The sequence below is a fragment of the Pseudomonas sp. B707 genome, assembly GCF_022496685.1.
Taxonomy (GTDB): Bacteria; Pseudomonadota; Gammaproteobacteria; order Pseudomonadales; family Pseudomonadaceae; genus Aquipseudomonas; species Aquipseudomonas paraglycinae.
The window spans coordinates 227150-246678 of record NZ_WTVE01000035.1 but is presented as its reverse complement, the minus strand read 5'-3'; the positions used below and the strand labels follow the sequence as shown (position 1 = coordinate 246678).

Genomic DNA, 19529 nt, shown 5'->3' with positions numbered 1-19529 from the left:
ATTCACTCGGCAGGGGCGCGCGATCTTATCGCAAATGGATGCCGTTGACTGTATTCGCCCGGTGGCGGACGAGCCCGGATCGCGTTCCGGGGCGCGACTACAATCTCCGGTTCAGCTTCATCAAAAAACAAGGAATGATTCCAGAGCCGCGCAGTCGGAGTTCAGGTATCACATATCTCAGGAGGTTCACCGATGAACAACAAGACCCTAATCGCCAGCCTGGCCCTCGTCGCCGGCATCGCCGGGATCAGCCCTCTCGTTCAAGCGGCGCAAACCTCGAACGACACCGTCGAACAATCACCGACCGGCAACCGCGAACTGAACGTCAACGACCGCGCCCCGGACATTTACCAGCGCAGCGAAAAAGCCATCAAAAACTGGAAACAGAAAGGCCTCAAGCAGCCGGAACCGCAGGCGCAGTGGGTACAGATCAACGATAAATACGTGATGGTGATGATCACCAACGGGACGATTGTGGCGATTCAGCCGGTGGAGCGCTGACCTCAAGCAACAATTGGCCATGGACGGTTGATTGCATTCGAGCGCCGTTCCGGTAAAACGCGAGGGGCGTTTCGAGTGACTGGATGTCAGGAGCAATAGGTTGGATAAGAAACCCCTTTACCGCAAAGAAAATACGACCACCCATAACGTCCGTCGCAACAATCCCGGCGGACATTACCGGCATCAGCGAAACACCAAGGCTGAAATCCACAACGAGGCCACACGCGGCTCGATGCATGGGATCCAGCACCGTGGCTTCGATTACACGCCCTTGTTTCGCTTTTTGCTGTCGCGTGTTGGCGGTGATTGGGACGAGATTTTCAGTGAAGCCGTGTCGCGGCTGGATCGGCAAGAGCCGGTGTTCTGGATGGTCGCTGTGCTTGAAAGTGACCGGGAAGAAATAGTGCGGCTCGGTGAATCGAGTTACTTCAATGGCCTGTATGTCGATGAACAGAAGCGCCTGCAAATCGTCAATCCCGCCCTGAAAGCCGAAGACATGACGCCCTACTGCCAATGCTGCACGCATACCTTCAATGGCGTTGTGTTCGGTACACCCGAGCGCTGAAATTCAATCAGCCCGGCCATGACTCAGCGTCTGCCCGCCGCCCAACCGATACTGATTGTTCCCACTGCGTTTGGCCTCATACATCGCCAGATCCGCAATGTGCAGCAACCGGTCCATGGTCGGTGCGTGGTCGGGGAAGACGGCGACGCCGAGGCTGGTGCCGATGTGGCGTTGGTCGTTGCCGATGGGAATGGGCGGGGACAGTTCGATGAAGATCTTCTGGCAGATGCTGCGCGCTTCGTCCTGCAGGTTCAGACCGGGGGCGAGGCCTTGCAGGATGACTACGAATTCGTCGCCGCCGATCCGTGCGACGGTGTCGCTGACCCGCAGGATGCGTTTCAGGCGCGTGGCGGTGGTGATCAGAACGCGGTCGCCGGCGGCGTGACCGTAGCGGTCGTTGATCGCTTGAAGCCGTTGAGATCGATAAACACCAACGCCACCCGCGTCTCGGTCATGCGCGCATGTTCCAGTGCTTCCGATAGCCGTTCTTCCAGCACCAGCCGGTTGGGCAGTCCGGTCAGCGGGTCGAAGTGGGCCAGGTGCTGGAGGTAGCTGGCCGAGGCCTTTTCTTCGGTGATGTCGCGTACCACACCCATCATCTTGATCACCGCGTCGTGATCGTTGCGCACCACATTGCCGGTTTCCCGCAGCCAGCGGATTGTGCCGTCGGGCCAGACCACGCGGTACTCCTCGTCGTGGTTTTCGCCGGTCTCCAGGCATCGCAATTCCCCCGCGCGCACCCTGGCGCGGTCATCGGGGTGTACGCAGGAACAGAACAGCGCGTAGGAGGGCGTCACTTCGCCGATCTTGAAGCCGAACATGCCGAATATTGCGTCGGACCAATAGAGTCGATCCGTGTCGACTTCCCAATCCCAAGTGCCGATCCGCGCAAAATACTGGCTGCGCTTGAAGCGGTCGGCGTCGCCATCCTGACGGATGTTCTGGCCCTCGGCGGCGCGGGTGAGCAGTTCGCGATACTCGGCGAGTTGCTGACGAAGCGCGCGCACTCGGCGGATCAGAACGGCGATCACAACCAACAGCACAACGACAATGGCGAAGCTGATCCAGAGTTGAGTCATTCAAGCGTCGCTGTCATGGCGTATCGATCAGGATTGGTAGCGGGTGGCCATCATCCATCACGGCCGACGTAGGGTCAAACGGTTGCCAATGGCCGGTATTTCTGGGAAAACGGCGGCCAGCGGAACGATAGAGTGAATGTTATGAATGATGAACTGCAGATAATCGATCTTCAGACCGGAGACGGAAAAGCCGCCGTCAAAGGCGCGTTGATCACCACCCAATACACCGGTTGGCTGGAAGACGGCACCGAATTCGATTCGTCCTGGAGCCGGGGCAAGCCGTTTCAGTGCGTGATCGGCACGGGCCGGGTGATCAAGGGCTGGGATCAGGGGATCATGGGGATGCAGGTTGGCGGCAAGCGCAAACTGCTGGTGCCGGCGCATCTGGGTTATGGCGAACGGACGATGGGCAAGATTCCGCCGAATTCGAATCTGGTGTTCGAGATTGAGTTGCTGGAGGTTTTGACGCGGGAGGATTGAAGCTCGTGGGTGAGTACGTTGTGATGAGGGGCGTTCCTGATCACAACGTCCTGCATGCAAGGGCCCGATGAATCAGGTAAATGCCTCAATGTCGTCAAGCGTGTCTGCGATCACGCCTTCCAGGGAGGGGAATCTTGTCTTTGCTTCTTCCAGAGCCGCGAAGGCAATGTCTTTGTCCAGTTTGCCGTGCCTTCGAGCAATGTGGCCCAAAGCGGTAATGGCAGATGCGACAACCGACTCATTGCTGCTGGCGAAATACTTCAGGCAGGTTTGCTGAGCCCAGATTCTGTCTGATTCGTTCAAGCCAATAGAAATCAATCCAGCGACAACATTCCTTTCCACGCCGCTTTCAAGAATCCTCACTGCTTCATCGTGGTTCACTGTTGGTTCTTGATAGAAAAGACTCAACTATTCCCGAACCCCGATAAAAAGATCTAGTTCAGTTGGTAGGTGTTCATTAAGGACTGAAGCGATTTGCCGGACCTGACCGTCATTCAATAACCATTCTCCGGCCTCGCTTTCTTCTAGGCTTTCCCAACCCAGCAACGCTAAAACCGCAGCTTCTGCCTCAGGCTTCACCGTCAGTTCAAACTTCAAAGAGTCGTCCTCTTCATCACCTTTCAAAAAGCCACTTATCCATAAAAACATTAAAAGCCTCCTATATTTACTTGGGGGTTAACCTTGTTATTGGAGAGCTAGGAAAACACTGAACCCGCTGCCTCCCTTCACGGAGGCAGCGGTTTTTTTCTTGCCTTGTGCCCTGGGTGTTACGCAGCCATCGCCATCTCATCCAGCGTCGCGGCAACCGTGCCGGTCAGGCTTGGAAATCTGCGCTTTACGCTGGTGAGTGCCGGCAGCAGGCGGTTGCGGTCCAGTTCGCCATGGTCGCGGGCAATCTGGACGAGGGCGGTGAGGGCGGCGCTGACGATGGATTTCCGTTCACTCTCGAGCAGTAGCAGGCAGGCTTTCTGGGCCCATTGGCTGTCTTTCTCGTTGAGGCCGATGGAGATCAGGGCGGCGACGACGTGTGCATCGGATTTGCTTTCCATGGGGTGTTCCTCAGGTCGTGGCATCGAGAGTGTCCAGCGCCCGGTTCACGGCGAGCTCGCCACACATCACCACTTGGGCGATGCCCAGCACGGTGCTGCGGTAGGGCGGGTCCAGCAGCGCGGCGAAGTCGCCGAGCATCACGCTGGCCGAAGCCATCGACTCGCAGGCGTGGGCCAGCAGGGCATGTTGATCCAGGTCGGGGGCGACCAGGAACATGCGGCCGGGGCAGTGTTGTTTCGGGGCGGTGGGTTTCAGGTAATGGTCGAGGGCGCGCTCGGCGGCTTCGTGGAGTTTTTTTGAGTCTGTTGTGGAGTAAGGAGAGGTTGGGTCGGACTCGTTGGGTACGTCAGTTTCGGGTGGATCGGGAACGTATTTGAACATTTGCTGGGTAACCTCAAAATGAGGCTGACACGTTCTTGCGACTAAACAATAGGTGGCAGCTGTACGCAGGTTAGTCGACCAGTACCCAAGCATTACCGGCGCACCCGAAGGCGCCCTGCGCACAGCTACCATTGAGTACAGGCGTAGAGATACCTGACTGAATGACAGTTTGCGAACTTGAGAAAAAGCACCGAGCGACTAAACCCGTTCACTGACCATTCAGTGATGCGAATCAAGTTACTGGCAGGCCCCAAGCTGCACAAGCCGGCGGATTCTGGCGTAGTTGTAGGCAAAGGCGCAAGGCGATGTAGCCTCTCGGATGAGGGCAAAATGATGCTTCATTTTTCAGTCCGCCATCGCGAGCAAGCTCGCTCCCACAAGGGTTCTGCGTCGGCATATCAGGTGCGCTGGCTCGCGAATTTCTACTTTGTGATACCAAATGTCAGATAAGCCAATTCAAACTTGATTTATATCGGTTTCGATATAGTCTGCTGGTATGTGATCGCTGCCATTCCTTGCAACACACCTGTGCAACACGATTCCGTCCGGGCTATTACGCTTTTCCTTCCAACACAGGAGAAGCCAATGCCAAGACACAAGGACGTGGTATTTGTCGGGAGTGCGCTCAAGGATCTGAGAGCTTTTCCCCTCGATGCTCGCAGAGCTGCCGGATTCCAATTGGATCTGTTGCAGCAGGGTGACGAACCCTTTGACTGGCGCCCCATGAAGACCGTCGGGCGGGGCGTCAATGAAATCCGAATCACCGAGGATTCAGGAGCGTATCGAGTGTTTTATGTGGTCAACCGGCCTGACGCGATTTATGTGCTGCACGCCCTGCAAAAGACCACGCGCAAAACCGAGACGCGAGACATAGAACTGGCACGGGCCAGATACCAGGAAATAGGTTGAACCATGACGGATCATCAAAACTCTTCCCAGCGTTTCGCAAGCGTCTGGGATGCACTGGAAGACACGCCGCAGGAAGCGGCCAACATGCGCCTGCGGGCCAAGCTGATGCGCACGTTGTGCGAAACGATTCGTGCCTGGGAGCTTCCGCAGAAGGAGGCGGCCAAGCGTCTAGGCATCACCCAGCCGCGCCTCAACGACGTACTCAACGGCAAAATCGACAAGTTCTCTCTGGATGCGCTGGTCAACCTGTCGGCTGCAGCGCAACTGGACGTAGACCTCTGCTTCTCGTCGTCCTCGCCACTGCAATGGGCCTGACAGACGAGGGTTCTCAACGATCCTGCCTCTGAAACACCTTCCAGAGGCGGTTGCCGACTGACGCTCCGCCTCAATCCTTTCACGTCAAAAATTCAAGCTGCGACGGATGGTCGAAAACAGGCCTTGCCCCTCTCGATCGGAACAGCGACTATGCTCGCCATATAGGGGTAGGAGGTATAGGTATGTCGCACACGCACGAACACAAAGGCGAATTGCTCAACCGGGTCCGGCGTATTGCCGGGCAGGTTCAGGCGGTTGAACGGGCGCTGGAGTCCGAGGCCGATTGTGCCAAGACGTTGCACCTGATGGCGGCGATTCGCGGCGCGGTCAATGGCTTGATGGAGCAGTTCATTGAGGCCCACGCCCGCGAGCATGTCGCCCGTCCCGACCTCAGCGATGAAGCCCGCGCCCAGGGCGTGGAAGAGTTGCTGCTGGCCATCCGCCGATATTCCAAGTGAGCGCCGACATCATGACCCTCAAGGTTGATGACTTTTCCCACAACCACCAGTTTCTCGGTGCTTCGCACGATGAAAACGCCCGCCGCACCCTGTGGGTGGTGGTGCTGACTTTCGTGATGATGATCGGCGAAATTGCCGCCGGTTATCTCACCGGTTCCATGGCATTGCTGGCCGACGGTTTCCACATGGCGACCCACGCCGGCGCCTTGGGCATCGCGGCGGCAGCCTATGGTTTTGCTCGGCGTAACGCCAACAACCGACGCTACAGTTTCGGCACCGGCAAGGTCGGTGATCTGGCGGGTTTTGCCTCGGCGATGGTGTTGGGGCTGGTGTCGCTGGGGATTGCCGGGGAATCGGTTTTCCGTCTGTTCCAGCCAACCAGTGTGGCGTTCGGCGAAGCAACCTTGATTGCCGTGGTCGGCCTGGGCGTCAACCTGCTCAGCGCTTTTCTGCTGGCCGGTCACCACAGCCATCACGACCACGGCCATAGTCACGACCACAGCCACGATCATGGCCATCACCACCATCACGACAACAACCTGCGTTCAGCCTACGTGCACGTATTGGCGGACGCGTTGACGTCGGTGCTGGCGATTGCCGCGCTGCTGGCCGGGCGCTATCTGGGCTGGGTGTGGATGGACCCGGTGATGGGCATCGTCGGTTCCATCGTCATCGCCAAATGGGCCTGGAACCTGATGCGCGACAGCGCCGCCGTGTTGCTCGACACCACCGATGAACCCGTGGCCGAGGAGATCCGCGAACTGCTGGAAACCTCCGATGATGTGCGCATCAGCGATTTGCACGTCTGGCAGGTCGGCCCGCAGGCGCGGGCGGCGATTGTCAGTGTGGTCGCGGTGGCGGGCGTGACTGCCGACGCGATCCGTGAGCGCCTGGCGCCGGTGCATGAACTTTCGCACCTGACCATCGAATTGCGCAACGCTTAAGGCTGCACCTCGCTGAACATCGGAACTCGTCCATTCAGCGAAGGCCGGTAGTGCCACGTGAATCTTCCCGGATCAACGTTGTGGGCGAGGATTTCGGTGAGCGTGGCGCTGGCGATCGTCATTGCCAGCGTCTGTCCGGGGCATTGATGCCGACCGCTGCCGAACGTGAAGCTGCGGCGATTCGGGCGATCCGGCATAAAGCGATCCGGGTTTTCATTGAGTGCCGGATCGCGATTGGCCGAGGCCAGCAGCACCAGAATCACGTCACCTGCTTCCAGCCGCACGCCGTCGATTTCACAGCTGTTCGCCACAAATCGGCGGGTGTTCTGTACCGAAGGATCGAAGCGCTGGACTTCAGCCAGCAACGAATCCACTGACGCCGCGCGTAATTCAGGCTGACGCTGCAACGCCACCAGCGCATTACCGATAAGCCCGGCGGTGGCTTCGAATGTCTGCGAACAGAGGCCGATCAGGTTGGCGAGCAGCACATCCTCCTCGCCGACAAAACGCTGTTGGATGTCGGCGAGAAACGGATTCGGATCCGCCAGCAATTCAATAAAGTAAGCGCGCAATTGCTCCGCCGCCCGATGGGCTGCGGTCAGTTGCAGGTCATTGCTCAGCGGCGACAGACACGCCGCGAAATCCGCCGTCAGTTCACTGATGACCCGCGCCTGCGCCGGGGTGAATCCGAGCAGCGATGCAACCACGCACACGGGGCCGCGAAACATTGCTTTATAGAGGCCTTCGGCGTCGTTCGTTATCAGCCGCGCGGACACCAAAACGCTGACTTCTTGCCGATCAAACAGCCCCAGCGGCGACTCGATGGCCGAACGCGGGCAGCGCTGAGCTTCGCCGTCATTCATACGCATCAAAAGGCCAAACACCTTGCCCGCCATGCCATCGACGATGGCTTTGGGCACCGGTTCCTGCACCGGGCGCACGCGGCAATCCGGATGCGCCAGCACCGCGCACACCGCGCGGGCGCTACTGGCAACCCACAGTTTCAGTCCGTGATGAAACGTCAGCCCGCCCGCCGCGCGCAGTTCGGCGTAGTAGGGATAGGGATCGGCGTGAGTCGCAGCGATGATCGGGTCCATGGATCGCAACCTTGTCGGTGGGGAAAGTGTTGCTACTATCTCCAGTCCTTGAGGGCGATGATTCGTCCGGGAGCGAAATATGCACGCAGAACATCAAGACATCGGCGTTTCGCAAGTGGCCGCCGCCATCGCGGAACCGGCGCGAACGAAAATGCTGTGCTCGCTGATGGACGGCCACGCCCGCACCGCCACGGAGCTGGCGACCCTCGCCGACGTCAGCGCCTCGACCGCCAGCGCACACCTGGCCAAGCTCAAGGATTTGGCGCTGGTGCGCCTGCATGTGCAGGGCCGCCACCGTTATTACAGCCTCGCCGACAAGCGCGTGGCCCAGGCGCTGGAAGCGCTGATGGTGATCGGTCAGAACCCCGCACCGACCTTCAAACCGCACACGCCGGATCGCCTGCAATTCGCCCGCACCTGCTACGACCACATGGCCGGGACGCTGGCGGTGTTGTTGCATGACCGGTTGCTGGAGGGCGGTTGGCTGGTGGAAACCGATGAGCAGGTTTATCGCCTCAGTGACAGCGGCGAGGCGTTTTTTGAAGGGCTGGGCATTGAGGTCAAGGATCTGTCGACGATGCGCCGCCGCTTTGCCTGCCCGTGCCTGGACTGGAGCATGCGTCGGCCGCATCTGGGCGGTTCGCTCGGGGCGGCGTTATTGCAGGCTGCATTGAAGCGCAAATGGGTGACGCAGGATCTGGACAGTCGCGCGCTGACATTGACGGTGCAGGGGCGCCGAGAATTGTCATCGCGCTGGGGGCTGGTTTTGCCCGAAGCCGGGCGGGATTCGTCAGGTCGCCAGTTGGCTGATTCCACGCCCGGATCGGTGCATGCGCGTTAGCTCAAGGTGTATCCGCTGTCGACCACCCAATCCTGACCGATGACGCCGCGTGCGCCATTGCCCAACTGGAAAAGAATGACGTCGGCCACTGCCGCAGGTTCGAGGAATTGTCCGCCCAATAGTCGTTTGTTGACGCCTTGGGCCACGTCGCCGAGCGCTTCGTCACTCAGGCCCAGCGTTGACCAGATCGGCGTTGCGGTCGGGCCGGGGGAGACACAATTGATGCGCACACCATGGGGTGCCAGCTCGACTGCAAGGGTTCGGGCATGGGCGATCAACGCCGCTTTTGACGCGATGTAGGCGGCCAGTCCCGCGAAACTGATTCCGGCCAGAAAAGTACCGATGAACACCACTGACGCCTTGTCTGCAAGGTGCGGGCGCAGGGCGGCCAAGGTGTTCAGGGCACCTGCGCCGTTCACTGCCCATTGGCGATCGAACGCCGAACTGTCGAGCCCGTCGGCGAGCTCTGCGATACCGGCATTGGGCACCACGAAGCTCACCGGGCCCAGACTCGCAGCCTGCTCGGCCAAGGAGCCAAGGTCAGAGGCTTGAGTGACATCGCCGGGATGCCAGACCAGTTGGTGGGGATACCGTTCAAGCAGTTCGGCCAGTACGCCGAGTTTTCGCGACATGGCCAATACGCGCGCGCCTTGATCCAGCAGACGCTCGGTAGCGGCCAGGCCTATGCCTGAACTGGCACCGGTGACGACGGCAAGCTTGCCCTGAAAAACATGATCCATGTTCGACTCCCGTTTTGGTCTTCAGCCAAATGGCTACGGGGAGTCAGTCAATTTTCGGGCCATGCCGGACAGCCTTTGATATCAAGGGCTGCGTAGGGTTGATAGTCATTATGACGCTTGTGGGGTCGAGTCAATCTGACTGCTGCTGAGTCAAATTGACCTGACTGCTGCGGTGCGACATTCCGACGAAGAGCGGCATTGCACCTTGTGTGAGCCAATCGCTGTCTATACTGTATATGCGAACAGTATCGAGTCCGTGCCATGCAAATCATTGACAAGCTCAGCATCCTCGCCGACGCCGCCAAGTACGACGCTTCTTGTGCGAGCAGTGGCGCGCCCAAGCGCAGTTCCGAGGGCAAAAGCGGGCTGGGATCAACCGATGGCATGGGCATCTGCCACAGCTACACGCCGGACGGGCGTTGCGTGTCGCTGCTCAAGATTCTGCTGACCAACTTCTGTCTCTACGACTGCCAATACTGCGTCAACCGGCGCTCCAGTGACGTGCCGCGTGCGCGTTTCACGCCCGAGGAAGTGGTGACGCTGACCCTGGATTTCTACCGGCGCAATTGCGTCAGCGGGCTGTTTCTCAGCTCAGGAATCATTCGTTCGGCGGACTACACCATGGAGCAACTGGTGCGCGTCGCCAAGCTGCTGCGCGAAGAGCATGAGTTCCGTGGCTACATTCACCTCAAGACCATTCCCGATGCGGATCCTGCGTTGATCGAAGAGGCCGGTCGTTACGCGGATCGCCTGAGCGTCAACATCGAATTGCCCACCGATGTCAGCCTGCAAACTCTTGCGCCGGAGAAGCACATCGGTTCGATCAAGCAGGCGATGAACACCATCTACACCGGTGTGCAGACCGTGCTCAACGAACCTCGCGCACCAAAGTTCGCCCCGGCCGGGCAGAGCACGCAAATGATTGTGGGTGCCGATGACACCGACGACAGCACCATCCTGCACAGCGCACAGGCGCTCTACGGCAACTTCCGTTTGCGCCGGGTCTATTACTCGGACTTCAGTCCGATTCCCGACAGTCCTAAAAGTGTGCCACTGGCCGCACCGCCACTGATGCGCGAGCACCGGTTGTATCAGGCGGATTTTCTGTTGCGCGGTTATGGCTATACCGCCGGTGAGTTGCTTACGGGGCCGGGCAATCTGGCGCTGGACATCGACCCGAAACTGGCCTGGGCGCTACAGAATCGCGAGGTGTTCCCGCTGGATCTCAATCGTGCCGAACCGGCGTTGATTTCGCGCATACCCGGCATCGGCTTGCGCACCACCGAACGTCTGGTGGAACTGCGTCGGCAGCGGCGCATTCGCTACGAAGACGTGGCGCGCATGCGCTGTGTGCTGGCCAAGGCCAAGCCGTTCATCATCACCAGCGATTACCACCCGCAGCAGGCCGAGGTCACTAGCCAGATGCTTTATCAGCAGTTGCGCGACCGACCAATGCCGCAACAGATGGGGCTGTGGTGATGATCAATCTCGACTGCGACGACCTGTTCGACACCTGGCGCCAACAGGCGCGCTGGCTGCTCAGCCATGAAATCGATCCGAGTCTGGTGAGCTGGGCGTCGGAAGGGGTAAGTGATCTGTTTGCCAGTGACGTGGCGGTGCCCGAAGGGCAGGGGCCGTTTCAGGCACGGATTCCGCGTGCGTTGCTCGACACCCTGGAACAAGCGTCGCGATACCGTGGCGATCAGCGCTGGAGTTTGCTGTATGAAGTGCTGTGGCGAGTCAGCCACGGTGACCGCACGGCAATGATGGCCGGCGACAAGCTGGGCAGCGAGTTGCAGCGGCGGATCAAGCAGGTGCAGCGCGAAGCCCATCATCTGCATGCGTTCGTGCGCTTCATCGAGCGCCCGCCAGAGCTGCCGGGCCCGCAATACGTCGCATGGCACGAACCGGCCCACGACATTCTGCACAGCGCCAGCGAACACTTTATCGGGCGCATGGGCCGGCATCGCTGGCTGATCGCCACGCCTCGCGACGGGGTTTATTACGATGGTGAACAACTGATCCATGAACGTCAGTGTCCGCTGGAGTGGCAGCAACTGGCGCAGAACGTCGACGATCCCCACGGTGACTTGTGGCTGACGTACTACAGCCACATCTTCAACCCGGCGCGTTTGAACGAGAAAGTCATGCAGGGGCATTTGCCGACGCGGTTCTGGAAGAACCTGCCGGAAGGAGAGCTGATTCCCGGATTGATTACCCAGGCACGAATGGGCAAGCAGCAGAACGGGCAGGCGAGCGGCATTGCCGGTCGTGCGGGCAAGCGGATTGCCATGAAGGCCACGGAGCCAAACGAATAAAATAGCCCCCATCGATCACTCGATGGGGGCTTTTGTGCATCTGGCCGTCAGGTCAAACCTTGACGATCCAGCCTGCTGGCGCTTCGACGTCGCCAGTCTGTACGCCGGTCAGCTCTTTGTAGAGCTTCTGGGTCACAGGGCCGACTTCGGTTTCGCTGTGGAACACGTGCAGGTGGTCGTTGTAGCTGATGCCACCGATCGGGGTGATCACCGCCGCAGTACCGCAAGCACCGGCTTCCTTGAAGTCCGACAGCTTGTCGATGAACACGTCGCCTTCGACCACTTCCAGCCCCAGACGGGACTTGGCCAGTTCGATCAGCGACAGACGGGTGATACCCGGCAGTACCGAGGGCGAGTTCGGGGTCACGAACTTGTTGTCGTGGGTGATCCCGAAGAAGTTGGCCGAACCGACTTCCTCGATCTTCTTGTGGGTCAGCGGATCCAGGTAGATGGCGTCAGCGAAGTGCGCTTTCTTGGCCTGGGAGCCCGGCATCAGACTGGCGGCGTAGTTGCCACCGACCTTGGCGGCACCGGTGCCTTGTGGCGCGGCGCGGTCGAAGGTGGAAATCTGGAAGTTGTGCGGGGTCAGGCCGCCCTTGAAGTAGGCACCGACCGGGATCGCGAACACCGAGAAGATGAACTCAGGTGCGGTACGCACGCCGATGTTGTCACCCACGCCGATCACGAACGGGCGCAGGTACAGCGCGCCGCCGGTGCCGTAAGGCGGGATGAAGCGCTCGTTGGCGCGAACCACTTCCTTGCACGCTTCGATGAACTGCTCGGTGGACACATGCGGCATCAGCAGGCGGGCGCAGCTGCGCTGCATGCGCGCGGCGTTCTGGTCCGGACGGAACAGGTTGATCGAGCCGTCCTTGCAACGATAGGCCTTCAGGCCTTCGAAGCATTGCTGGCCATAGTGAAGGGCAGTGGAGCCTTCGCTGATGTGCAGCACGTTGTCTTCGGTCAGGGTGCCTTTGTCCCACTCGCCATTGCGAAAGTACGACAGATAGCGTTTGTCGGTCTTGATGTAGTCAAAACCCAGCTTGTCCCAGTTGATGCTTTCGTTACCCATGACACCCTCTATCACTGAACAACCGCCGAAGCGGTTCAAGGCTTCTGACGTTTTTTTGGATGGGCACAACAATACTTCATTCTTGAGCGGTTTCGCAGCCCGAAATCTCTGCCTTTGATCGTTCCCACGCTCTGCGTGGGAATGCAGTCCGGGACGCTCTGCGTCCCAACAGCCGAACGCGGAGCGTCCGTGGAGGCATTCCCACGCGGAGCGTGGGAACGATCTGCGACCGAGCGTTACAGGTGCAACGCGTGCCCAAGCGCACGCAACGCCGCTTCCTGCACCGCTTCACCCAGTGTCGGGTGCGCGTGGATGGTGCCGCCGATGTCTTCCAGTCGCGCACCCATTTCCAGGCTTTGCGCGAACGCGGTCGACAGCTCCGACACCCCGACACCGACCGCCTGCCAGCCGACAATCACATGATTGTCCCGACGGGCGACCACCCGCACGAAGCCGGTTTTCGATTCCAGCGTCATCGCCCGGCCATTGGCCGCGAACGGGAAGTTCGACACGATGCAGTCAAGTCCCGCCGCCTTGGCCTCTTTCGGGGTCTTGCCGACGACCACCAGTTCCGGGTCGGTAAAGCACACGGCAACGATGGCGGTCGGGTTGAATTCGCGGGTCTTGCCGCTGATCAGCTCGGCGACCATTTCGCCCTGGGCCATGGCGCGGTGGGCCAGCATCGGCTCGCCGCTCAGGTCGCCGATGGCGTAGACGTTGCGCATGCTGGTCTGGCAGCGGCTGTCGATCTTGAGCGCCGAGCCGTTCATGTCCAGGTTCAGGGCTTCAAGGTTCCAGCCCTGGGTATTGGGTTTGCGACCGACGGCCACCAGCACCTGATCGGTTTCCAGGTTCAGGGTGTCGCCGTTCGGATCGCGCACCTGCAATGTCCCGTCGAAGCCCAGCACGCTGTGCTTGAGGTACAGCTTCACGCCCAGTTGCTTCAGCGCATCGTGCACCGGTTGGGTCAGTTCGGCGTCGTAGGCCGGCAGGATCCGATCCTGCGCCTCGACCACACTGACCTCGGCGCCGAGCTTGCGATAGGCAATGCCCAGCTCCAGACCGATGTAACCACCGCCCACCACGATCAGGCGTTTCGGCACCGACTTCGGCGCCAGCGCCTCGGTGGACGATATGATCGGCCCGCCAATCGGCAGGATCGGCAGATTGACGCTTTTCGAACCGGTGGCTAGCACCAGGTGTTCGCACTGGATGCGGGTGTCGCCGACTTCCACGGTCTTGCCGTCGATGACCTTGGCCCAGCCATTGATGACCTGAACCTTGTTCTTCTTTAGCAACGCGGCGACGCCGGTGGTCAGGCGATCAACGATGCCGTCCTTCCATTCGACGCTCTTGGTGATGTCGAGGGTCGGCGCCGAAACGCTGATGCCCAGTGCCGAATGCTGGTTGTGATGCTGAGTCTGGTGAAACTGTTCGGCCACATGAATCAGTGCTTTTGACGGAATGCAGCCGATGTTCAGGCAGGTGCCGCCCAGCGATTCGCCCTCGACCAGAATGGTCGGAATGCCCAGTTGCCCGGCGCGAATGGCCGTCACGTAACCGCCGGGGCCGCCGCCGATGATCAGCAGCGTGGTGTTCAGAGTTTGCATGCCATCACTCCACAAACAGGGTCGCGGGTTGTTCGAGCAAGCCACGAATGGCCTGGATGAAGAGCGCCGCGTCCATGCCGTCGACCACGCGGTGATCGAAGGAGCTGGAGAGGTTCATCATCTTGCGGATCACCACTTGGCCTTTGACGACCATCGGGCGTTCGACGATTTTGTTGACGCCGACGATCGCCACTTCCGGCAGATTCAGCACCGGGGTGCTGACGATGCCGCCGAGGGCGCCGAGGCTAGTCAGGGTGATGGTCGAGCCGGAGAGTTCATCGCGGCTGGCTTTGCCGTTGCGGGCGGCGGTGGCGAGGCGGGAGATTTCCGCCGCGCTGTCCCAGAGGCTGCGCGCTTCGGCGTGACGCACCACCGGCACCATCAGGCCGACATCGCTTTGGGTAGCGACGCCGACATGCACCGCGCCGAGGCGGGTGATGACCTGGGCTTCGTCGTCGTAACGGGCGTTCATTTGCGGGAAGTCGCGCAGGGCGACGACCAGTGCGCGCACGAGGAACGGCAGCAAGGTCAGCTTGCCACGACTCGCGCCGTGTTTTTCGTTTAGGTGGGCACGCAGCTCTTCAATCGCGGTGACGTCGATTTCCTCGACATAACTGAAGTGCGCGGCACGCTGAGTGGCGTCCTGCATGCGCTGGGCAATCTTGCGGCGCATGCCGATAACCTGAATCTGCTCTTCATCGTTGCGCTGGGTGTACGCGGCGGCGACCGGCGCCGAAGCTTTCGACTGACCTTGCGCCAGATAGGCGTCGAGGTCTTCGTGCAACACGCGACCGGCCGGGCCGGAACCGCGCACCAGACGCAATTGAATGCCCAGGTCCAGCGCATGCTTGCGCACGGCCGGCGAGGCCAGCGGACGCTCATCGGCTTGGCGAGCAACCATCGGACCCTGGCAAACGGCAGCTGCCGGACGTGGTGCGGCGGGAGCAGGTTTGCTTTCAACGACAGCTTCAACTTTGGTTGCGACTGGAGTTTCTTTCGCCGCCACAGGTGCCGGTTTGTCCGACTCCTTCAGATTGCCTGCGCCTTCAACCTCGATGCTGATCAGAATACTGCCGACCGCCATCACTTCACCCGGCTGACCGCCCAGCGCAATCACCTTGCCGTGGACTGGCGACGGAATGTCGACCATTGCCTTGTCGGTCATCACATCCGCCAGCACCTGATCTTCAACGACCAGATCGCCGACCTTGACGTGCCACTGCGACAGTTCTACTTCTGCGATGCCTTCGCCGATGTCCGGCATCTTGATAACGTGCGTGCCCATTCAGACCTCCATGACCCGTTTCAGCGCCGCGCCCACTCGGGACGGCCCAGGGAAATACGCCCACTCCTGCGCGTGCGGGTAGGGGGTGTCCCAACCGGTGACGCGTTCGATCGGCGCTTCCAGGTGGTGGAAGCAATGCTCTTGCACCAGCGACACCAGTTCGGCGCCGAAACCGCAGGTGCGGGTGGCTTCGTGAACCACCACGCAACGGCCGGTTTTCTTCACGGATTTGACGATGGTTTCCAGGTCCAGCGGCCACAGGCTGCGCAGGTCGATGACTTCAGCGTCAACGCCGGATTCTTCGGCCGCAACTTGCGATACGTAAACGGTGGTGCCGTAGGTCAGTACGGTCACGTCCTTGCCCGGACGGGTGATGGCGGCAACGTCCAGCGGCACGGTGTAGTAACCGTCCGGCACCTGAGCTTGCGGGTGTTTCGACCACGGGGTTACCGGGCGGTCGTGATGGCCGTCGAACGGGCCGTTGTACAGGCGTTTCGGCTCGAGGAAGATCACCGGATCATCGTTTTCGATGGAGGCGATCAGCAGGCCTTTGGCGTCATACGGGTTGGAAGGCATGACCGTGCGCAGACCGCAGACCTGAGTGAACATCGCCTCGATGCTCTGGCTGTGGGTCTGGCCGCCGTAGATGCCGCCGCCGCAGGGCATGCGCAGGGTCATCGGGGCGGTGAACTCGCCGGCCGAGCGATAACGCAGACGGGCGGCTTCGGAAATAATCTGGTCGGACGCCGGGTACACGTAGTCGGCGAACTGAATCTCGGCGACCGGACGCAAACCATAAGCGCCCATGCCAACGGCGACACCGACGATGCCGCTCTCGGAAATCGGCGCATCGAACACCCGCGAGGTGCCGTACTTGGTCTGCAGGCCTTCGGTGCAACGGAATACGCCGCCGAAGTAGCCGACGTCCTGGCCGAACACCACAACGTTGTCGTCACGCTCAAGCATCACATCCATGGCCGAGCGCAGGGCTTGGATCATGGTCATGGTGGTCGTGGTCATGGCGGTTTCCAACTGAATATTGTTGTTGTGATCGTTCATGTCAGATTCCCAACTGCTGACGCTGGCGCTTCAAGTGCTCAGGCATCTCTTTGTAGACGTCTTCGAACATGGTCGCGGCGCTTGGAATCTGGCCGCCGGCGAGGGTGCCGTACTGTTCGGCCTGTTTCTGTGCAGCGATCACTTCGGCTTCAAGCTCGGCGCTTACGGCGGCGTGCTCTTCTTCCGACCAGTGGCCGACCTTGATCAGGTGCTGTTTCAGGCGGGCGATCGGGTCGCCCAGCGGGAAGTGGCTCCAGTCGTCGGCAGGACGGTATTTGGACGGATCGTCGGAAGTCGAGTGTGGGCCGGCGCGGTAGGTGACCCATTCGATCATGGTCGGGCCGAGGTTGCGGCGAGCGCGTTCTGCAGCCCAGGCGGAGGCGGCGTAGACCGCGTAGAAATCGTTGCCATCGACCCGCAGGGAAGCGATGCCGCAACCGACGCCGCGTCCGGCGAAGGTGGTGGCTTCACCACCGGCGATGGCCTGGAAGGTCGAGATCGCCCACTGGTTGTTGACCACATTGAGGATCACCGGCGCACGATAAACGTGGGCGAAGGTGAGGGCGGTGTGGAAGTCCGATTCGGCGGTGGCACCATCGCCGATCCAGGCGGAGGCGATTTTGGTGTCGCCCTTGATCGCCGAGGCCATGCCCCAGCCCACGCCTTGAATGAACTGAGTGGCGAGGTTGCCGGAAATGGTGAAGAAGCCTGCGTCCTTGACCGAGTACATGATCGGCAGTTGACGGCCCTTGAGCGGATCGCGCTCGTTGGACAGCAGTTGGCAGATCAGGTCGACCAGCGGTACGTCGCGAGCCATCAGAATGCTTTGCTGGCGGTAGGTCGGGAAGCACATGTCGTCGATGTTCAAGGCCAGGGCCTGGGCGCTGCCGATGGCTTCTTCGCCAAGGCTCTGCATGTAGAACGACATTTTTTTCTGACGCTGGGCGACCACCATGCGGTTGTCGTAGATCCGGGTCTTGAGCATGGCGCGCATGCCTTTGCGCAGGATCTCGACCGGCACGTTTTCAGCCCACGGGCCGAGAGCGTTGCCCTGGTCGTCGAGCACGCGGATCAGGCCACGAGCCAGGTCGGCAGTGTCGGCCGGTTCAACGTCGATGGAAGGTTTACGCACCGTGCCCGCATCGGTCAGATGCAGGTAGGAGAAATCGGTTTTGCAGCCTGGGCGGCCCGAGGGTTCAGGGACGTGCAGACGCAGCGGTTCATACGCTTGGGTCATGGCTTCTACGCTCGATCTTGTGAATTTCTTGTAGTGAGCTGGCAGTCATTCTTCGATAAAAGAAATCTTGTCCTACAACAATCATAGGCCCGGGCAAGAAGAATATTTCTCTCTGTTTCGTTGCGCTGAAGATCATTTGCAGATAGAAATTCTGCATAAACATAAAAAACAGGTGGTTTTATCTCATGCGCAAACTGGACCGTACCGACATCGGCATTCTCAACAGCCTTCAGGAGAACGCGCGCATCACCAACGCCGACCTGGCCCGTTCGGTCAATCTGTCGCCGACGCCGTGCTTCAACCGGGTCAAGGCAATGGAAGAGCTGGGGCTGATCCGCGAGCAGGTGACCCTGCTGGATGCCGACCTGCTGGGGCTGCACGTCAACGTGTTCATCCACGTCAGTCTCGAGAAACAGGTAGAGGAAGCGCTGCAGCATTTCGAAGAGGCGATTTCCGACCGCCCCGAAGTCATGGAGTGCTACCTGATGGCCGGCGACCCGGATTATCTGATCCGCGTGCTGGTGCCGACCATTCAGGCGCTTGAACGCTTCATGATGGACTTTCTGACCAAAGTCCCCGGTGTGGCGAACATCCGGTCAAGCTTTGCCCTCAAGCAGGTGCGCTACAAAACGGCACTGCCATTACCGGCCAATGGCCTGATCCTCGGGAGCTGAGTGCTCAGCCCTGATCAGAGATCGGCATAGCCGTAATCCAGACTTGCCGTGTTCAAGGTCTGTTCCACCCTGAAAGGCTGAAGCCAGGGCGCAGGTTCATTGTCCGGATTGAACATCAGCGTTGAACCGAGCATCCCGTGTGGTGCGTTCTCGGGAAATGCGATCACCGGCTCGGTCGGGTGTTTGCGCTTCCAGCGCTCCCAGAGAAAGTCGAGATAACAGTGGTGCAAGAAGAACAACGGATCGTTGGGAGAGGAGGCTTCGCCCATGTTGCCTCCAACCCAGGCATGCACATCGTTGTGCATCATTTCCGTCAGATTTTCCCATCCGGTCGGTTCGAGCCAGTAGGGCGTTCTGTTCAATAAGGTTTCGACATCCAGCGCAGAGGGGAGCGGTGAGGGGCCTGCTCCGAAGTTGCGCCGCAAGCCAGGATCTCCTGTCTCACCATCCCAGACCTTTATGCCGAATAAACGACGCTCGAGGGCAAACGGGCCAATGGTTACCCGCTGGTTTTGCGTCGGGTCGCCGTCTCTGCCCATGAAATCGTCAGTAAAGGGGTCATCCGCACCATTCATGCTCCAGTTCCAGTACGGCAGCGTGATGGTCGGGTTGTCTGCGGCGGCTTGCAGTTCAAGCTCGAACTGGCGAATCAGGACGCGATGCCAGGGAAAAAATAAAGGGGTTCCATGGGGGTTGGGGAAGATCGGGTTACCTCGTCCCATGGAATTCTTGTGGATCTGTACAAAGTCATCGTAGCGACTCTGCTGGCCCGGGCGCAGCACGCTGGGCGTCTGGTTTTTCAGTATCAGAATGGCATTTACGAAGGCGTGTTTCTGTTCCGGCGTCAGGTCGCGATGGTTACGGCGAATATCCATATTGCCAAATCTCCATGGGTTGATTACCCCATGAAGTCT

General features: G+C 59.9%; 23 protein-coding genes and 1 pseudogene. 11 read left to right on the top strand and 13 right to left on the bottom strand.

Annotated elements, in window-relative coordinates:
- Window positions 1–192: 192 nt before the first annotated feature.
- Window positions 193–501: an RcnB family protein gene (locus GQX66_RS26210; protein ID WP_064597595.1), complete on the top strand. Its 309-nt coding sequence runs from the start codon at window positions 193–195 to the stop codon at window positions 499–501.
- Window positions 502–601: 100 nt separating this feature from the next.
- Window positions 602–1066 carry a hypothetical protein gene (locus GQX66_RS26205; RefSeq protein ID WP_129973990.1) on the top strand — a complete coding sequence of 155 codons (465 nt, stop codon included), beginning with the start codon at window positions 602–604 and terminating at the stop codon, window positions 1064–1066.
- 3 nt (window positions 1067–1069) lie between these two features.
- On the opposite strand, the pseudogene GQX66_RS26200 reads toward GQX66_RS26205, so the two are convergent.
- Window positions 1070–2145, bottom strand: a pseudogene (locus tag GQX66_RS26200) (sensor domain-containing diguanylate cyclase).
- A 141-nt stretch (window positions 2146–2286) separates the two neighbouring features.
- Here GQX66_RS26200 and GQX66_RS26195 point away from each other — a divergent pair.
- On the top strand, window positions 2287–2625 hold the full coding sequence (locus GQX66_RS26195) for an FKBP-type peptidyl-prolyl cis-trans isomerase (RefSeq protein WP_064380576.1): 339 nt from the start codon (window positions 2287–2289) through the stop codon (window positions 2623–2625).
- A gap of 72 nt (window positions 2626–2697) precedes the next feature.
- On the opposite strand, the gene GQX66_RS26190 is transcribed toward GQX66_RS26195, so the two are convergent.
- From GQX66_RS26190 to GQX66_RS26175, 4 genes are all read right to left on the bottom strand, one after another.
- Window positions 2698–3006, bottom strand: coding sequence for a hypothetical protein (locus tag GQX66_RS26190; RefSeq protein WP_240664954.1), 309 nt, complete (start codon window positions 3004–3006; stop codon window positions 2698–2700).
- A 27-nt stretch (window positions 3007–3033) separates the two neighbouring features.
- Entirely contained in the window at window positions 3034–3273 is a 240-nt protein-coding gene (locus GQX66_RS26185) for a pyocin S6 family toxin immunity protein (protein ID WP_011334842.1), read from the bottom strand.
- A 119-nt stretch (window positions 3274–3392) separates the two neighbouring features.
- On the bottom strand, window positions 3393–3674 hold the full coding sequence (locus GQX66_RS26180; protein WP_129973992.1) for a hypothetical protein: 282 nt from the start codon (window positions 3672–3674) through the stop codon (window positions 3393–3395).
- A 10-nt stretch (window positions 3675–3684) separates the two neighbouring features.
- The gene (locus GQX66_RS26175) at window positions 3685–4056 is read right to left on the bottom strand and encodes a DUF6124 family protein (RefSeq protein WP_129973993.1); all 372 of its coding nucleotides are present in this window, start codon (window positions 4054–4056) and stop codon (window positions 3685–3687) included.
- 585 nt (window positions 4057–4641) lie between these two features.
- Here GQX66_RS26175 and GQX66_RS26170 point away from each other — a divergent pair.
- The 4 genes from GQX66_RS26170 (at window position 4642) to dmeF (ending at window position 6682) form a co-directional block, all read left to right on the top strand.
- On the top strand, window positions 4642–4965 hold the full coding sequence (locus GQX66_RS26170; protein ID WP_102687780.1) for a type II toxin-antitoxin system RelE/ParE family toxin: 324 nt from the start codon (window positions 4642–4644) through the stop codon (window positions 4963–4965).
- Between the two features lie 3 nt (window positions 4966–4968).
- On the top strand, window positions 4969–5280 hold the full coding sequence (locus GQX66_RS26165; RefSeq protein ID WP_096822566.1) for an XRE family transcriptional regulator: 312 nt from the start codon (window positions 4969–4971) through the stop codon (window positions 5278–5280).
- A gap of 182 nt (window positions 5281–5462) precedes the next feature.
- Complete coding sequence (locus tag GQX66_RS26160; protein WP_085746055.1) at window positions 5463–5738, top strand: metal/formaldehyde-sensitive transcriptional repressor; 276 nt, start codon at window positions 5463–5465, stop codon at window positions 5736–5738.
- 11 nt (window positions 5739–5749) lie between these two features.
- Window positions 5750–6682, top strand: coding sequence for a CDF family Co(II)/Ni(II) efflux transporter DmeF (gene dmeF, locus GQX66_RS26155; protein WP_041475578.1), 933 nt, complete (start codon window positions 5750–5752; stop codon window positions 6680–6682).
- Here the strand turns inward: dmeF and GQX66_RS26150 are convergent.
- Window positions 6679–7779 (bottom strand): cytochrome P450, encoded by a 1101-nt coding sequence (locus GQX66_RS26150; RefSeq protein ID WP_240871999.1) that lies wholly within the window; start codon window positions 7777–7779, stop codon window positions 6679–6681. The genes dmeF and GQX66_RS26150 overlap by 4 nt on opposite strands.
- A gap of 79 nt (window positions 7780–7858) precedes the next feature.
- Between GQX66_RS26150 and GQX66_RS26145 the strand changes: the two genes are divergently transcribed.
- On the top strand, window positions 7859–8620 hold the full coding sequence (locus GQX66_RS26145; RefSeq protein WP_240871998.1) for a helix-turn-helix transcriptional regulator: 762 nt from the start codon (window positions 7859–7861) through the stop codon (window positions 8618–8620).
- Here the strand turns inward: GQX66_RS26145 and GQX66_RS26140 are convergent.
- The gene (locus tag GQX66_RS26140) at window positions 8617–9360 is read right to left on the bottom strand and encodes an SDR family oxidoreductase (protein ID WP_240871997.1); all 744 of its coding nucleotides are present in this window, start codon (window positions 9358–9360) and stop codon (window positions 8617–8619) included. The two genes, GQX66_RS26145 and GQX66_RS26140, sit on opposite strands and share 4 nt — an antisense overlap.
- 261 nt (window positions 9361–9621) lie before the next feature.
- Here GQX66_RS26140 and GQX66_RS26135 point away from each other — a divergent pair, with 261 nt between their 5' ends.
- Together GQX66_RS26135 and GQX66_RS26130 are read left to right on the top strand one after the other, a co-directional pair.
- Window positions 9622–10839 carry a putative DNA modification/repair radical SAM protein gene (locus GQX66_RS26135; protein WP_240871996.1) on the top strand — a complete coding sequence of 406 codons (1218 nt, stop codon included), beginning with the start codon at window positions 9622–9624 and terminating at the stop codon, window positions 10837–10839.
- Window positions 10839–11678 carry a TIGR03915 family putative DNA repair protein gene (locus GQX66_RS26130; RefSeq protein WP_236188966.1) on the top strand — a complete coding sequence of 280 codons (840 nt, stop codon included), beginning with the start codon at window positions 10839–10841 and terminating at the stop codon, window positions 11676–11678. The genes GQX66_RS26135 and GQX66_RS26130 overlap by 1 nt, the downstream gene beginning before the upstream one ends.
- A 52-nt stretch (window positions 11679–11730) precedes the next feature.
- Here GQX66_RS26130 and GQX66_RS26125 read toward each other — a convergent pair whose 3' ends face one another.
- The 5 genes from GQX66_RS26125 to GQX66_RS26105 all read right to left on the bottom strand — a co-directional run bounded on the left by GQX66_RS26125 (window position 11731) and on the right by GQX66_RS26105 (window position 17941).
- Window positions 11731–12750: a branched-chain amino acid aminotransferase gene (locus GQX66_RS26125; RefSeq protein ID WP_011334831.1), complete on the bottom strand. Its 1020-nt coding sequence runs from the start codon at window positions 12748–12750 to the stop codon at window positions 11731–11733.
- Between the two features lie 236 nt (window positions 12751–12986).
- Entirely contained in the window at window positions 12987–14360 is a 1374-nt protein-coding gene (lpdA, locus tag GQX66_RS26120; RefSeq protein WP_240871995.1) for a dihydrolipoyl dehydrogenase, read from the bottom strand.
- Window positions 14361–14364: 4 nt separating this feature from the next.
- On the bottom strand, window positions 14365–15645 hold the full coding sequence (locus GQX66_RS26115; protein WP_085746062.1) for a dihydrolipoamide acetyltransferase family protein: 1281 nt from the start codon (window positions 15643–15645) through the stop codon (window positions 14365–14367).
- Window positions 15646–16704, bottom strand: coding sequence for an alpha-ketoacid dehydrogenase subunit beta (locus GQX66_RS26110; protein ID WP_003224000.1), 1059 nt, complete (start codon window positions 16702–16704; stop codon window positions 15646–15648).
- A 1-nt stretch (window position 16705) separates the two neighbouring features.
- Window positions 16706–17941: a 3-methyl-2-oxobutanoate dehydrogenase (2-methylpropanoyl-transferring) subunit alpha gene (locus tag GQX66_RS26105; RefSeq protein ID WP_007952906.1), complete on the bottom strand. Its 1236-nt coding sequence runs from the start codon at window positions 17939–17941 to the stop codon at window positions 16706–16708.
- Window positions 17942–18126: 185 nt separating this feature from the next.
- Here GQX66_RS26105 and bkdR point away from each other — a divergent pair, with 185 nt between their 5' ends.
- A complete protein-coding gene (bkdR, locus tag GQX66_RS26100) occupies window positions 18127–18615 on the top strand; it encodes a Bkd operon transcriptional regulator BkdR (RefSeq protein ID WP_085602691.1) in 489 nt (162 codons plus the stop codon).
- Between the two features lie 14 nt (window positions 18616–18629).
- Here bkdR and GQX66_RS26095 read toward each other — a convergent pair whose 3' ends face one another.
- Complete coding sequence (locus tag GQX66_RS26095) at window positions 18630–19490, bottom strand: tyrosinase family protein (protein WP_085746063.1); 861 nt, start codon at window positions 19488–19490, stop codon at window positions 18630–18632.
- Window positions 19491–19529: the final 39 nt, after the last annotated feature.